This is a genomic window from Marinithermofilum abyssi, from assembly GCF_014641195.1.
In the GTDB taxonomy this organism is placed as follows: Bacteria; Bacillota; Bacilli; order Thermoactinomycetales; family DSM-45169; genus Marinithermofilum; species Marinithermofilum abyssi.
Genome location: NZ_BMHQ01000003.1, coordinates 293,491 through 308,355, shown reverse-complemented (window position 1 = coordinate 308,355; position 14,865 = coordinate 293,491). Strand labels below are relative to the sequence as shown.

Below are 14,865 nucleotides of genomic sequence, written 5' to 3'. Positions count from 1 at the left end.
TCATGAATTTTGAATACTCGGAGAAAGTGAAAGAGCTGCGGGAGAAATTGTTGTCGTTTATGGAGGAGGTCGTGTACCCCAACGAAAGCGTCTATGCGCAGCAGTTGCAGGAGGGGACGGATCGGTGGTCGATTCCACCGGTGATGGAGGAGATGAAGGCGAAGGCGAAACAAGCAGGGCTTTGGAACCTGTTTCTGCCGGACAGCGAACGGGGCGGCGGGTTGACCAACCTGGAGTACGCCCCCCTTTGTGAAATCATGGGCCGATCCCCCATCGCACCCGAGGTGTTCAACTGTTCCGCTCCGGATACGGGGAATATGGAGGTGTTGGAACGGTACGGAACGGAAGAGCAGAAAGAACGATGGCTGAAACCCCTGCTCGAGGGAGAGATCCGCTCCTGTTTTTCCATGACGGAACCGGATGTCGCTTCTTCCGACGCGACCAACATGGAGGCGACCATCACGCCTGACGGGGACGAATACGTCGTCCACGGTCGCAAGTGGTGGTCCTCCGGAGCGGGGGATCCACGGTGCAAAGTGGCGATCGTCATGGGAAAAAGCAATCCGGATGCGCCCAGGCACGCCCAGCACTCGATGATTCTCGTTCCACTGGATACACCCCGGGTCCACGTCGAGCGGATGCTTCCGGTATTCGGCTATGACGATGCCCCCCATGGCCACGCGGAAATCATGTTCGATCAGGTTCGCGTGCCCAAGTCCAACATCATTTGGGGGGAAGGGAAAGGCTTTGCCATCGCACAGGGGCGCCTGGGACCTGGACGGATTCATCACTGCATGCGTCTGATTGGCGCGGCGGAGCGGGCGTTGGAATTGATGATCAGCCGCGTTAAGGAACGGGTCGCCTTTGGCAAGCCTTTGTCCGAGCAAGGGGTGATCCGGGAGTGGATCGCCGATTCCCGGATCGAGATCGAGCAAGCCCGCCTGTTGACGTTGAAAGCGGCTTACATGATGGATACGGTGGGGAACAAAGTCGCCAAGAAGGAAATTGCGATGATCAAAGTGGTCGCTCCCAACATGGCTCTGCGCGTGATCGACCGGGCGATCCAAGCCCACGGAGGTGGGGGAGTGAGTGAGGATTTCCCCTTGGCTTCCATGTGGGCCGGCGCGCGCACCCTCCGCCTCGCCGACGGCCCCGACGAAGTTCATCGCCGTTCCATCGCCAAACTGGAGTTGGCCGGCGAGACCGGGAGGGAAAGGATCTTCGCAGACAGGTGATGGTTTTTTCAGGGAACGGGAAGAGACCGGCTCCGGAGGGGAAAAGCTAGTGCCCCTTCTAAAAACCTTCCTTGTTTTTCCTTAGGGGGCACAGGGGTGGTTCTTCCGTTGGAGGTCTTGTCTTTGCATGGACCGAAGACGAAAGACCCCCCCGACCGCTCCCGTGACAATTCCTTCAAAACATCGATTATTAAGAAAAACAGAACCATTTTTATCAGATGGGGTACTGGTTTAAAACCAGTACCAGCGGATCGGGAGATGAATGGTGGAAGATGAAAAAACTGGTGGTCTTGATGCGAAAAGAGGAGATTGACTCGGAAGCGTTGTCCAGGAGCACGGCCGTGGTCATCGATGTCCTGCTGGCTACCACCACCCTTCACGCCATTGTGGAAGGCGGGGCCCGCCGCGTGTTTCCGGCGGGGAGTATGGAGGAGGCCATCAGACTGCGGGAGTCTTTGGCTTCGTCCTTGGTATTAACAGGGGGAGAAGAGGACGGGCTGTTGATCGACGGCTTCGATTGTGGTCCGTTTCCCGATGAATTCAGCCCGGAAAAAGTGGCGGGAAAGGATGTCGTCTTTTTGAGCACCAATGGCACCCGGGCCGTCGCGAAAGCCCGCTCGGCATCCCGGCTTCTCCTCGCCTGCCTGCGCAACGCGCCGTCGGTGGCCCGATATCTCCGGGCCGCGGACTCCGGCGACATTTATTTGATCTGCGCGGGGTCCAAAGGGCATATCTCCCTGGAAGATACCTTGTGCGCCGCCGCGATTCTGTCCCGGATGGACACCAGGGGCTGGAAGCTGAACGACGCGGCTTGGCTGGTGCGGGAGTTCGGCCGGACACAAAAGCAAAAGACCGAGGATATTCTCAAGGAGGCTCGGGTGGGCCGTTGGTTCATCAAAAACGGGAAAGCCGACCTCCTTCGCTACGTAGGGGAAATCGGGGCGAGCGACTCGCTGGTCGAGGTGAGGGACGGGAAGTTGCAGCCTCTCCGTCCCCATCCCCGGACCGAACCGTGAGAGGAAAACGATCCAAACCGAGTTTGATGGGAGAGAGGAGGGGACGATTTGCAGGCGAGGGACTAATGTTGTCCTTTGAGATCAACACGAACAACGTCTCTGAACGTTGATTGCGAAACGACCAAAGCGAGGCTTAAGATTCGTCCGTGGACGAAAGGACTTTGTTAACAGATGAAATCGTTGATGCGAGGTGAGTTGCCCATGTCCAAGCAAAAGGGAACCGAGACGATCCCCGTGCGCCCCGGGGAAGATTTTGACCGGGAGCGGTTGTCCCGCTACCTTCGGGAGCAGCTGGAGGACCTGCCGGAGGGGCCGTTGGAGGTGCGCCAGTTTCCCTCCGGGGCCTCCAACCTGACCTATCTCATCCGGGTCGGGGACTGGGAAGCGGTGCTGCGCCGCCCGCCGTTGGGACCTCTGCCTCCCAAAGCCCACGATATGGAGCGGGAGGCAACTTTGTTGGAGAAGCTGCACCCCGTCTACCCCCTGGCACCCAAGCCCTATCTTCTCTGCACCGATCCCGGGGTGCTGGGTTCTACTTTCTATGTGATGGAACGGAGAAAAGGAGTGGTATTGGACGGGGAATTTCCAGCCGGTGTCGATGTGACGGAGGATTTCTGTCGACGCCTATCGGAGACGATGGTGGAGACTCTGGTTCGATTGCACGCTCTCGACTGGAGAGAAGCTGGACTGGAATCATTCGGCCGTCCGGAGGGTTTTTTGGAACGGCAGGTGAGAGGTTGGGTCCATCGCTATGACAAGGCGAAAACCGATGACATTCCCCAAGTGGAACCCTTGACCCGCTGGCTGGCGGAACATATCCCTGCGAGTCCGGCTCCGACCATCATTCACAACGATTTCAAGTTGAACAATATGTTGTTGGACCCGGCTGATCTGTGCTCGCCGGTCGCCGTTGTGGATTGGGAGATGACGACCATCGGGGATCCTCTCTTTGACCTGGCCGTTACTCTGAGTTACTGGGTCCACTCGGATGACCCGGAGGAATTGCGGGATATTCTGCCCTCGGTGACCAAAAGGTCCGGCTTTATCTCCAGGGAGCGATTTATGGAGATGTACGCAGTCAGGAGCGGCCGGGACTTATCATCGATGCACTTTTACATGACCTTTGCCTATTTCAAGTTAGCGGTGATTGTCCAGCAGATTTACGCCCGCTGGAAAAAGGGGCAAACCCGGGACCCCCGCTTCGCCTCCTTCGGCGGACGCGTACGGGGCCTCATCCGGTATGCCGCCGATTGTACCTTAATGGGACGGGTTTAGGGATCGGGCTTAAGATAGGATGCAGACGGAAACATGGGGGATGAGGATGTTAGAAACGATCTGTTGTGAACAACGGGAAGGAAAAGCCACGATCCCCTTGAACCGGCCGAATCGGTGAACGCCTTCAACGAGCAGATACATGAGGAAGTATATGAGGCGGTTAACCGGGCTACGGAAGGCGATGAGGTACGCTGTGTTGTCTTTCGGGGAAGAGGGCGGAGTTCAGTAGTAGAGTCCTTGTTCTTTTTGGAGGGAGAAAGATAACGAACCCTGAAAGGATGGTTTCATTGAACATTCAGGATTTGTTTCGTCTGGACGGAAAAACGGCCATTGTCACCGGAGGGGGGAGAGGGTTGGGTCAGTATATGGCGGAAGCCCTGGCGGAGGCCGGGGCGAAGGTGGTTTTGTGTTCCCGGAAATTGGAGGCTTGCGAGCAGGTGAAAGATGGGATCGAAGCCAAAGGGGGAGAAGCCCTCGCCCTCGCCTGCGATGTCACCCGTCCCGAAGACGTGGAGCGGGTGGTGGCGACAACGGAGGAGAGCTTCGGCAGCGTGGACATCGTTGTCAACAACAGCGGGGCCACCTGGGGAGCGCCGCCGGAGGAAATGCCCGTTGACAAGTTCGAGCGGGTGATGGATGTCAACGTAAAAGGGGTCTTTTTGATGTCTCAGGCGGCGGGGAAACGAATGATCGCCCGGGGAAAGGGAGGAAGGATCATCAATATCGCCTCCGTTGCCGGGTTGGTCGGCGGCCACCCCGAATACATGCAAACCGTCGGCTACAATTCCAGCAAGGGGGCCGTCATCACCATGACCAAGGATCTGGCAACCAGCTGGGCCCGCTACGGGATCCAAGTGAACGCTATCGCTCCCGGCTGGTTTCCCAGCAAAATGTCGCGGCCGCTCCTGGAGAAGTTTGGGGAAAAGATGCTCTCCCACATTCCAATGGCTCGGTTTGGGCAGCCGGATGATATCAAGGGAATCGCCGTGTTCCTGGCTTCCCCTGCCGCCGCCTACATGACGGGGCAAGTCGTGGTGGTGGACGGCGGAGCGACGGCTTGGTGAGATCGTGTCGGATTTACAGGCGGGACCTTCCCCCGCCTGGTTTACAAAAAAGGGATTAGTTTGGCGCCGATAACCATAGGTCCGTTTGAATAGTTTGACATATAGTGGTAAAAATGAAAATACCAACCGGTTAGTATTTTTTGAAATGGACGCATAAACCCGTCTTTCTCCCCTCTATTATGCCGCCGAAGTGATCGACGTTCCAACCTGAAGCCGGAAATGATCGATGATGTCATCCTGGAATGTTCTCAGCGGCGGAGGGAATATCGCTCGTCTATCGGCTCTCAAGACGGGCTTGTCTTTGGAGATTCCCGACTGACGGTGGACCGGCAGTGCGGGTCGGGGATCAACGCGGAAAATCTAGCGGAGAAATATGGGATCAGCTGCGAAGAACCAAAGCGGTATACGAATTGAAGCGGATCTAGGCCCGCTATGCTTTGCTGACGGCCTGTATCAGGGGCGGCCAGGGGATCGCGACGATTTTGGAACGGGAATGAGAGACAAACCAATCATGACGGAAGGATGGATTCATTATGCATATCGACGATGTAAAAAACATCTGTGTGGTCGGCAGCGGTTCCATGGGACATCAAATTGCCATGTTGTGCGCTTTGGGAGGGTACAACACAACGGTACAGGACATCGATGAGGAATCTCTCCAAAGAGCAAAATCTACACTGGAAAAGCTGATGGATCGATGGGTTTCCAAAGGAAAGTTATCTGCTGAAGCCAAAGGTAAAGCCTTTAACCGATTAACCTTCACCACCCGTTTGGAGGAAGCCGCATCGGATGCCGACTTCGTGATTGAAGCCGTTGTGGAAAAGCTGGAGGTCAAGCGGGAGGTTTTTGCCCGTCTGGACGAAATCGCTCCCCGTCACGCCATCCTGGCGACGAACAGCTCCACCATTGTCAATTCACTGATCGCCGATACCACCCAGCGTCCGGAAAAGGTTTGCAACATGCATTTCTTCTATCCCGCCCTCGTCATGGATTGCGTCGAAGTGGTAATGAGCGAACAGACCTCCGAAGAGACGGCCCAGGTGGCCCTGGATTTATGCAAGAAAATCAACCGTACCGGCATATTGCTACGCAAGGAGATTTCGGGGTTTGTGGCCAACCGGATCCTGGGGGCTCTGACCGCGGAAGCGGTCAAGCTCTATGAACAGGGAATCGCGGATTTTAAAGATATCGACACGGTTTGCAGGAAGGCGCTGAACCATCCGATGGGTCCGTTTCAGATCATGGACCTCTCCGGGATCGATGTCGGGTATTACGTACAGCAGCAGCGTTACGCGGAGACCGGGGACCCCGCCGATAAACCGCCGGCGTGTGTCGAGGAAAAAGTGAAAGCCGGACACCTCGGTCGGAAGACGGGAAAAGGCTGGTACGACTATACCGACGAGCGGGAAAAGGAGCGGGTGTGATGGGCGAATTCGTCCGTTTTGAAAAGGAGGAGGGGATCGTCGTCGTTACGATCGACAATCCTCCAATGAACGTGTTGAGCAGTCAGGTTGTGAGTGAATTGGGAGAGATCTTTTCAATAATTGCCGAAGATCCGGAAGCGGTTGTCGTCATCCTGACTGGCGCGGGCAACCGGGCCTTTATGGCCGGTGCCGACATCAAAGAATTTCCGCAATTGATCGAAAGCGAAAACAAAAAAGAAGTCGTGATGAGGTCTCACCATGTTCAGAATCAAATCGATTTTTTGCCCAAGCCGACGATCGCCGTCCTGAACGGGATCACCTTCGGTGGAGGGTGTGAACTGGCCCTTACCTGCGACCTGCGGGTGGCCGAAGCCCATGCACAGATCGGGCTGCCGGAAATCAAACTGGGAATTTTTCCGGGCGGTGGGGGGACGCAGCGCCTGCCGCGGTTGATCGGCGAAGCCAAAGCCAAAGAACTGATGTATACGGGAGAACCGATATCCGCGGAAGAAGCGGAACGCATCGGATTAGTCAACCAAGTGCTTCCCAGCGGCGAAGGGATGGAGGCGGCACGCAAGCTCGCCAAAAAAATAGCTGGCTACTCCCTGCCGGCCCTGTCTCGGATCAAGCGGGCGGTCGATGAAGGAGCCGAACGAGGCTTGAAAGAGGGGATCGACCGGGAAGCGGATCTGTTTACGGAAGTGTTCCAAACAGAAGACGCTAAGGAAGGGGTTCAGGCGTTCATCGAAAAACGTGCCCCCCGATTTAAACACCGTTGAGGGAGGAAACCTCGGCGGGCGACGTTACAATATGACATGGGAATATGTCATTAGAGACATCGTTTCAAAAAGAAAACGATGTCTCTCACTTTTTGGTGATTTTCTCTTTTACAGGGATTGATGTCCATGCGAATTTTTTTCCCAACGAATTTCTATATAATAATTAGTCCAGATGACTGGATCTGTACTGTTTATTATTCTGAATCAGTATCAGGTGGATGGGCTGTTTTGAGGAGGAAGGGGTATGTTGGGTGAATGTGAAAAAGAAGATTGTGGAACAGAGTATTCAATTATTTGAAATGAAAGGGTTCAGCGAAACATCGATTCAGGATATAGTGGAAGCGCTGGGTGTCACAAAAGGGACTTTTTACTATTACTTTGATTCAAAAGAACAATTGTTAAAGGACATTCATTTGACGTATATCGATGATCTCTTAAAACTCCAGGAACAGATTATCGGAAATTCGGATATGAATTATAAAACCAAATTATTTGAAACCGTTAAACTGTTGATTACGCAAATCAAAGTAACCGGCCGCCCCGCAAGAGTTTTTCATAGGGAGATGATGCACCTGAAACCGGAGAGCGTTTCGATGGTGAAGCAAAAGAGAAAGATGTTTCGGCTGAACATGCAAAAGATCATCGAATCGGGGATTGAAAGCGGCGAATTTCGGAAGGATTTACGGGCGGACCTCGTCACCTTTGCCATTCTAGGAATGTGCAATTGGAGTTACAATTGGTTCGATCCAAACGGTCCCGTCACCGATGAAGAACTGGTTAAGACGTATATGGAGACCCTATTGAATGGAATTTCGAGTTAATGCAGATGGGGATCATGTTAAAGCCGGGCATCACCCGGCTTTAACATGACTTCTACTTTTTCCTCCGGATTACAGTGTGTCAGCCTGTTAATCGCAACCCTTGTTTTCATTTCGACCAGTGGGCAAAAATAGTTTGAATATACTTATAAATTGAAATATAATAAGAAATAGATACTAACCGGTTGGTATGTAAAACCGATGAGCCATGTTCCGAAGGATACTCCGATGGGACGTAACTTCCCCGCACGGGAATTAGCAGAACAGTCTCCATGCAGTAGGAGGAGCGGACTGATGTCGAAGTGATTGGATTTTTGGGATGAATGAAACGGGGGATGGAGATGAGGTTGGCGAACAAAGTGGCGATTGTAACCGGGGGCGGAAGCGGGATTGGCCGTGCGGCTGCGCAAAAATTTGCCCGTGAAGGGGCAAGGGTGGTGGTTGCGGATGTCAATCCCGAATCGGGAGCAGATACAGCCACCGCTATTAAAAAACAGGGAGGGGAAGCTGATTACATCGTCGTTGACACCTCCTCCTATGAAAGCGTTGAATCGCTTGTCCAGCAGACACTGGAACTTTACGGGAAATTGGATATCATGTTCAACAATGCAGGTGTCGTAGGTGAACGATATTCTGTCCATGAGATGCCGGTTGAAGAATATCACCGGACGGTGGCGGTGAATCAACATGGGGTATTTTACGGGATAAAGACCGCGGGAAACGCGATGAAAGAGAACGGAGGCGTAATCATCAACACAGCCTCCATCTATGGATTGATTGCCGATCGCAAACATTTTCCCTACCACGCCAGCAAAGGGGCGGTGATCATGATGACAAAATCAGCTGCCCTTGATTTGGCCCGCTTTAACATCCGGGTGGTCGGGATTGCACCCGGTCTGATCGAAACCGGCATTGTAAGTGGGTTGAGAAATAATCCGGATCTTTGGCACAAGATTGAACGGGCGCAGATGAGAGGCAAGGCGGGTACACCGGAGGAAGTGGCCAATGTGGCGGCCTTTCTGGCCAGCGACGAAGCTTCTTTTTTGAACGGCCATGTTTTTTGCGTGGATGACGGAGCGTCTTCATTCAAGCGTTAAAAAGTAAAGGGGGAAATATGATGCGGGCATGGCAGGTGAAAGAACTGGGTGACCCGAATAAGGCCTTACATCTGGTGGAGTTGTCCAAACCAAGCCCGGGTGCGGGAGAAGTATTGATCAAAGTTGAAGCTGTTGCTCTCAATTTTTTTGATATCTTGCAGTGCCAAGGTAAGTATCAGGAGAAGCCGCCGCTGCCGTTTACACCCGGGGCGGAGATCTCCGGAACGATTACCGCGGTTGGTGAGGGTGTTTCTCTGAAAGCGGGGCAGCGGGTGCTGGCCACGCCGCCATTGCCGCGCGGAGGTCTCGCAGAATGGGTCTCTGTACCGGAGGAATCTGTCTATCCCATTCCGGACTCGTTATCCTGGAATGAGGCTGCGTCGATGTTTATCACCTACCAGACCGCTTACTATGCTCTGCATCGATGCGCCGGAATACAGCCCGGCCAAGTGCTGTTGGTCCACGCCGGGGCCGGAGGAGTGGGGTCTGCCGCGATTCAATTGGGATTGGCGGCCGGGGCGCGGGTGATCGCCACCGCGGGGGGTCCGGAAAAAGTGAATATTTGCAAAGAACTGGGTGCCGAGGTGGCCATCGATTATCGTGCAGAGGATTTTGTACAGATCGTGAAGGAGCTCACGGAGGGCCGCGGAGCCCATGTGATTTTTGATCCGGTTGGTGGTGATACCTTCGATCGTTCCCGAAAATGTATCGCATTTGAAGGGCGGCTGCTCGTCATCGGCTTCGCCGGGGGCCGCATCGCGGATGCTCCGACGAACCACGTGCTGGTCAAGAATTATTCCGTGGTCGGGGTTCATTGGGGATTATTCCGCCGGCTGATGCCGGAACGGGTGGTGGAAGCCCATCGCGAGCTGATGGCCTTGTACGAACAAGGTGCCATCCGCCCTGTTCTATATAAGGAGTTTCCTTTTGAGGAACTGCCGCAAGCCCTGGACCTATTGGCGGATCGAAAGACATGGGGAAAACTGATCGTCAAACCGTAGACGGGTCACTTGCGAGAGGGTTGTTGGGGTATCCATTTCAATCAGTGGGGGTGATTGCGCCCGATCCTTTTGACGGACCTTCCCACGGACGGACCGGGGTCTGTCAAATTTGCCTGAGGGGTGAAGTGTGTTGAAGGAACAACAATACCTTAAACAGCTCCGCCAGTTGTGGGAAAAAAATTGGCCTTCCGAACTGCCGAAAGAGCCTCATTATCCCTTTGGAGAAGTCCAGTTGACGGAATATTTGCGAAAATGGGCGCAGATAAACCCCGATAAGCCGTGCATTATTTACTACGGGGCTGAGCTGACCTTTCAGGAGTTGGATGATTTAAGTGATCGGTTTGCGGCTTTTTTGTACGACAGAGGCTTGAAAAAGGGAGACCGGGTGGCGGTCTTTCTCCCCAACTGTCCTCAATATCACATCGTCTTTTACGGTGTCCTCAAGCTGGGCTGTATTCTGGTACCTGTCAATCCGATGTTTAAAGCGCAGGAGTTACTTTACGAACTGAACGACACGGAGGCAAAGGTGATTGTCACACTGGATCAGTTGTTTCCTATTGTTCAATCCGTCAAGGAGTGGACGCACCTGAGCGTGGTCTTGACTACCCATTTCGCCGATTATTTGCCGGAAGAGCCGGCTTTTACGGTACATGAATCCCTTTTGTCCCCGAAAACCCCCTGTCCCGATACGATGGACTTGCTGTCCCTCCTCGCTGAACAAGACTCGGGTTACCCGAGGATGGACGTCGGTCTCGACGATGTCGTCGCTCTCAACTACACCAGCGGAACGACCGGGTTTCCAAAAGGTTGTGCCCATACGCAACGGGATATGATTTATACGGCGGCGACTACGACTACCTTTGGATTGAATATCACTCCCGATGATATGGGGTTGGTTTATTGGCCCATTTTCTGGATAGCGGGTGAAGACACCGGTGTGATTGTACCGGTGTTCAGCGGTACCACGCACATTTTACTGGCGCGTTGGCACGCTCAATCCATGCTGGAAGCGATTGATCGCTACCGTCCCACGTTTACCTGCGGGATCGTCGATAACTTCGTCGAACTGATGGAGCATCCCGATGTGGACAAATACAATCTGCATTCCCTCAGAAGCACGACCGTCAGTTCCTTTATTAAAAAGCTGAATCCGGAGTATCGACGCCGTTGGCGGGAGCTGACCGGCAGTATCATGCGCGAAGCCGCTTACGGCATGACGGAGACCCACACCGTCGATACGTTTACCACCGGTCTCCAAGAAAATGACAGGGATCTTAAAAGCCGCCCGGTTTTTTGCGGCTTACCGATGCCTGAAACCGAATTGAAAATCGTGGATTTCGAGACTGACGACCTGGTTCCCCTGGGAGAAGAAGGGGAAATCGCGATCCGGACGCCTTCACTATTTAAGTTTTATTGGAACAAACCCGAATCGGAGCGGGCGTTGAGAGACGGCTGGCTATACACAGGGGATCTCGGTGTCCTTGACGAGGAGGGATTCTTGCACTTTCTGGGCCGAAAGAAGGAGATGTTGAAAGTGAAAGGTATGAGTGTCTTTCCTGCCGAAATCGAGGCTCTGATTTGCGGGCATGAGGCGATCGAAGCTTGCGGTGTCGTCGGGCGATCCCATCCGGAAAAAGGAGAGGAACCGGTGGCTTTTGTCCAATTGGTTTCGGGTTATAAAGGCAAACTGAGTGAAGTCGATCTGGAAAAATGGTGTCGCGAAAACATGGCCGGCTACAAGGTGCCGGTGATTCAAATCATCGAAGAGCTGCCGTTGACGGCAACCGGTAAAGTGAAGAAAGAAGAGTTGAAAAACAACTGGTTTATAGATCTTAGTCAACCATTGCCAAGCGTAAAAGAGGGGAGATCTGGTCTTGTCTGATAAGGTGTCCGGGGCGGTTATGTAAGGAGTGGTTGTTGCCGGAATATTGGCTGCGGTGATGGAAAAATAGGAGAATCCGGCTTAAACTTCGATGCAATAAAGACTTAAATCATACAACTTTGACTCCTATATAGAGCGCCTCTACTCAGGGCTTTTGATCCTGGTAAGTCTAATCTGAATTTTTCCGGGTTGGGATAAAAAAGTCACCTTGCGGCGGCTGTGGCTTGGCATCGTCATTGCAATATATTTTTGAAAGATTCAATCCTATGTGACTGGGGATTCGGCGATACAGGAGGAGGGGATGAAGCGTGGAGTTGTTTTTGCAACAGCTGTTAAACGGCTTGTCGACAGGGAGTGTCTACACTCTTGTGGCATTGGGTTTGACCATGGTGTTTGGCGTGTTGCACATACCCAACTTCGCCCATGGTGCCTTTTATATGATCGGTGCTTACGTTGCGCTCACGGTGATGACGATTTTTGGGGTCCATTACTGGATCGCCATGTTCGTTTCCATTCTCGTGATCGCGATGCTGGCGACCCTTGCTGAACGGCTTGTCTACCACCCGCTTCGGAATGCTTCGCCTCTGCAACATATGATCGCGGCCGTCGGTATTTTGTTGTTTTTGGAAGCGCTCGCACAGGTTTTGTGGGGGGCCGATTACCGCCGAATGGAAACGTCTTATGATGAAGTCGTCAATATTTTCGGGCTGACGGTGACCGAACAGAGGCTGCTGATTCTGATTGCCGCCGTCGTGATCATGACGATCCTTCATTGGTTCCTGCGGAAAACGATGATCGGTGCGGCGATTATCGCCATGGCGCAAAACCGGGAAGGAGCCTACTTGGTCGGGATCAACGCAAACGTGATCGCCGTCTTGACCTTTGCCATCTCGGGGGCCATGGCAGCGGCGGCCGCATCGCTGGCCTCCCCGATCACCCTCATTTTTCCGGCGATGGGCAATCTCGTGATCATGAAAGCATTTGTCATCATCATTATCGGTGGGATGGGGAGTATACCGGGGGCCATTCTGGGGGGTATATTTTAGGGTTGGCGGAGAGTTTTGGCGCTACTTATGTCTCCGGTGATTATAAAGACATGATCGCCTTCGCGCTGCTAGTGATCATCCTGACTGTCAAACCGACGGGCTTGTTTCCGGGGAGGGTACACGGATGGATTCAGTGATCAACAAAAGAAACGGCGTGGTTCTCGTTTTGATCATCGCGTTGCTACTGCCGTTGATTGTGCAGAACCAGTATGTACTGCACGTCATTACGCTGGCGTTTATTTGGGCCATTAGCATATACGGATACAACATGAACGTCGGTTACACAGGCTCTTTATCCCTTGCCCATGTCGGTTTTTTTGCCATTGGCGCTTACACACTCGGCCTGTTGACCGTGAAAGCTGGTTGGGATTTTTGGCTCGCCTTTGCGGCAGCGCTTGTGCTTCCCGCGCTGATCGGCTGGCTTATCGGATTGGTGCATCACCAACGGAAACGAAGCAGACTTCGCCATGGTTTTTGCTGTCACGGACAAAGAGAAAAAGGGTCACGGAGGGGTGACGTGTTTTCTCGTCGATCGTGATATGGGATGGAGGTCGGAATACATTCACACGATGGGAGAATGGGGTCCGGCTTCTCTCATTTTCGACAATGTCCGCGTGCCGGAAGAGAACATATTGGGGGAACTGCATGGCGGGTACCGACTCGGGTTGGAGTGGATCGGATTTCACCGGTGGATGGTTGGTGCCCGGGCAGTAGGCAGCGCGGAACGGTTGCTGCAGATGGCGATCGATTATTCCAAGCAGAGGATTACCTTCGGGCAACCGCTGGCGGAAAGACAGGCGATCCAATGGCAAATCGCCGATTCGGCCGTTGAGATCGAAGCGGCAAAGTGGTTGGTCTTCCATGCGGCGTGGATATTGGATCAAGGAGAGGACAACCGACACCTGGCTTCCATGGCCAAGTTATTCGGGGCGAACATGGGAAATCGCGTCGTAGACCGGGTGCTGCAAATCCATGGGGGAATGGGGTATACGAAAGAACTGCCTATTGAACGTTGGTACCGGGAAGCGCGGCTGTGGCGGATTTATGACGGTACCGACGAAATCCAGAGGATGATTATCGCCAGGAACCTTCTGAAAGGTCATGTCAAACTGGGGGATTTCATCTAATATGATGCCGGCTGATCGGTGATGAGAGGGGGATGCGATGCTTGTCCAGCTCATCCGGTATAAAAAATGAATGACTACCTACTAAAAGGGAGGTGAAGATTTGAAAAGCTACTTGCAAAGGGCTCGGGATATTATTACCTTTAAAGTTCCCACGCCCTTCCCCGTTGGACCGGTCAATGTTTATCTCATCGAAGACGATTTGTTGACATTGATTGATGCCGGGCCGAAATCGGAAGAGGCGTGGGCCGTATTTAAACATCAACTGAAAGATGCCGGGTACGTTCCGGCGGATATCGATCAGGTTGTATTAACGCACCACCACGTGGACCATGCGGGACTTTTGGACTACCTTGCGCAGGAGAGCGACATTAAAGTGCTGGGACATTGGCGGAACGAGCCGTGGATCAGCCGGAACCCCGCCTTTTTTGAAAATGGGCGGGCCTTTTTTGCGAAACTGTATCGAGCCTTCGGTATAGAGGAACGGTTTTTTCCCTATTTGGAAAAGATGTTTGACAGCATTTACCGATATGGCTGTCAAACTAGTCTGGACGTGGTGTTGAAAGACGGCGACCATCTGCGGGGCATGGCGGGCTGGCAGGTGATAGAGACGCCGGGACATGCACAAAGCCACATAGTCCTTTACCGCGAACGCGACCGATTGTTGATCGGCGGCGATCACCTACTCGCACACATCTCCTCCAACGCGATCACCGAGGCCCCGTACCCGGGGGAAGCGGAGCGCCCGAAGACGTTGCTCCAGTACCGGGAGTCCCTCACAAAATTGCTTCCTCTGAAATTATCGCGTGTGCTCCCCGGTCACGGGGAAGAGGTGGCTCATGTCAATCCACTGATTAACCGACGGTTGCATGAGCAGGATGAACGGGCTTCCGCGATTCGCGCTGTTTTGAAATCGGGTCCGCTTTCGGGCTTCGACATTTGCAAAAGATTGTTTCCCTCCAAGTACGAACGTGAACTGGCGCTGGTATTGTCGGAGACGCTCGGCCATCTCGATTTGCTCGAATCGATGGGAGAAGTGGAAGTGACGGAAGTAAACGGTGTCTATTGCTACTCGGCTGATGGACGGGATCAAAAAAGCTGAAC

The 14,865-nt window shown here is 53.4% G+C and carries 12 protein-coding genes and 3 pseudogenes; all 15 read left to right on the top strand.

The genetic code is table 11. From position 1 onward, the window contains the following. Positions 1 to 2: 2 nt before the first annotated feature. The 15 genes and pseudogenes from IEW70_RS06055 (at position 3) to IEW70_RS05990 (ending at position 14,863) form a co-directional block, all read left to right on the top strand. Entirely contained in the window at positions 3 to 1,235 is a 1,233-nt protein-coding gene (locus IEW70_RS06055) for an acyl-CoA dehydrogenase (RefSeq protein ID WP_188647017.1), read from the top strand. Between the two features lie 272 nt (positions 1,236 to 1,507). After that, positions 1,508 to 2,251: a 2-phosphosulfolactate phosphatase gene (locus IEW70_RS06050; RefSeq protein ID WP_188647016.1), complete on the top strand. Its 744-nt coding sequence runs from the start codon at positions 1,508 to 1,510 to the stop codon at positions 2,249 to 2,251. Positions 2,252 to 2,452: 201 nt separating this feature from the next. Further along, complete coding sequence (locus IEW70_RS06045) at positions 2,453 to 3,526, top strand: phosphotransferase family protein (RefSeq protein WP_188647015.1); 1,074 nt, start codon at positions 2,453 to 2,455, stop codon at positions 3,524 to 3,526. A gap of 287 nt (positions 3,527 to 3,813) precedes the next feature. After that, a complete protein-coding gene (locus IEW70_RS06040) occupies positions 3,814 to 4,590 on the top strand; it encodes an SDR family oxidoreductase (RefSeq protein ID WP_188647014.1) in 777 nt (258 codons plus the stop codon). A 195-nt stretch (positions 4,591 to 4,785) separates the two neighbouring features. Then, a pseudogene (locus tag IEW70_RS17810) lies at positions 4,786 to 4,956 on the top strand (thiolase family protein); the annotation flags it as partial. Between the two features lie 167 nt (positions 4,957 to 5,123). Beyond that, entirely contained in the window at positions 5,124 to 6,014 is an 891-nt protein-coding gene (locus tag IEW70_RS06035; RefSeq protein ID WP_188647013.1) for a 3-hydroxyacyl-CoA dehydrogenase family protein, read from the top strand. Beyond that, positions 6,014 to 6,793, top strand: coding sequence for an enoyl-CoA hydratase (locus IEW70_RS06030; protein WP_188647012.1), 780 nt, complete (start codon positions 6,014 to 6,016; stop codon positions 6,791 to 6,793). Before IEW70_RS06035 ends, IEW70_RS06030 begins: the two co-directional genes overlap by 1 nt. A 251-nt stretch (positions 6,794 to 7,044) precedes the next feature. Further along, positions 7,045 to 7,614: a TetR/AcrR family transcriptional regulator gene (locus tag IEW70_RS06025; protein WP_308423134.1), complete on the top strand. Its 570-nt coding sequence runs from the start codon at positions 7,045 to 7,047 to the stop codon at positions 7,612 to 7,614. Positions 7,615 to 7,952: 338 nt separating this feature from the next. Then, entirely contained in the window at positions 7,953 to 8,708 is a 756-nt protein-coding gene (locus IEW70_RS06020) for an SDR family NAD(P)-dependent oxidoreductase (protein ID WP_188647011.1), read from the top strand. Between the two features lie 20 nt (positions 8,709 to 8,728). After that, entirely contained in the window at positions 8,729 to 9,709 is a 981-nt protein-coding gene (locus tag IEW70_RS06015; protein ID WP_188647010.1) for an NADPH:quinone oxidoreductase family protein, read from the top strand. Between the two features lie 130 nt (positions 9,710 to 9,839). After that, a complete protein-coding gene (locus IEW70_RS06010; protein WP_188647009.1) occupies positions 9,840 to 11,591 on the top strand; it encodes an AMP-binding protein in 1,752 nt (583 codons plus the stop codon). A gap of 308 nt (positions 11,592 to 11,899) precedes the next feature. Beyond that, a pseudogene (locus IEW70_RS06005) lies at positions 11,900 to 12,774 on the top strand (branched-chain amino acid ABC transporter permease). After that, entirely contained in the window at positions 12,762 to 13,175 is a 414-nt protein-coding gene (locus IEW70_RS06000; protein WP_188647008.1) for an ABC transporter permease subunit, read from the top strand. The pseudogene IEW70_RS06005 and the gene IEW70_RS06000 overlap by 13 nt, the downstream one beginning before the upstream one ends. After that, positions 13,075 to 13,764: pseudogene (locus IEW70_RS05995) on the top strand (acyl-CoA dehydrogenase family protein); the annotation flags it as partial. The gene IEW70_RS06000 and the pseudogene IEW70_RS05995, both read left to right, overlap by 101 nt. Positions 13,765 to 13,864: 100 nt before the next feature. Then, positions 13,865 to 14,863 carry an MBL fold metallo-hydrolase gene (locus tag IEW70_RS05990; protein ID WP_229751843.1) on the top strand — a complete coding sequence of 333 codons (999 nt, stop codon included), beginning with the start codon at positions 13,865 to 13,867 and terminating at the stop codon, positions 14,861 to 14,863. Positions 14,864 to 14,865 lie beyond the last annotated feature (2 nt).

Excerpts from the sequence above, each read along its gene's own strand:
- IEW70_RS06030 (WP_188647012.1), top strand. The coding sequence starts at position 6,014 with ATGGGCGAATTCGTCCGTTTTGAAAAGGAGGAGGGGATCGTCGTCGTT.
- IEW70_RS06020 (WP_188647011.1), top strand. The coding sequence starts at position 7,953 with ATGAGGTTGGCGAACAAAGTGGCGATTGTAACCGGGGGCGGAAGCGGG.
- IEW70_RS06050 (WP_188647016.1), top strand. The coding sequence starts at position 1,508 with ATGAAAAAACTGGTGGTCTTGATGCGAAAAGAGGAGATTGACTCGGAA.
- IEW70_RS06035 (WP_188647013.1), top strand. The coding sequence starts at position 5,124 with ATGCATATCGACGATGTAAAAAACATCTGTGTGGTCGGCAGCGGTTCC.
- IEW70_RS06055 (WP_188647017.1), top strand. The coding sequence starts at position 3 with ATGAATTTTGAATACTCGGAGAAAGTGAAAGAGCTGCGGGAGAAATTG.
- IEW70_RS06045 (WP_188647015.1), top strand. The coding sequence starts at position 2,453 with ATGTCCAAGCAAAAGGGAACCGAGACGATCCCCGTGCGCCCCGGGGAA.
- IEW70_RS06000 (WP_188647008.1), top strand. The coding sequence starts at position 12,762 with ATGGATTCAGTGATCAACAAAAGAAACGGCGTGGTTCTCGTTTTGATC.
- IEW70_RS06015 (WP_188647010.1), top strand. The coding sequence starts at position 8,729 with ATGCGGGCATGGCAGGTGAAAGAACTGGGTGACCCGAATAAGGCCTTA.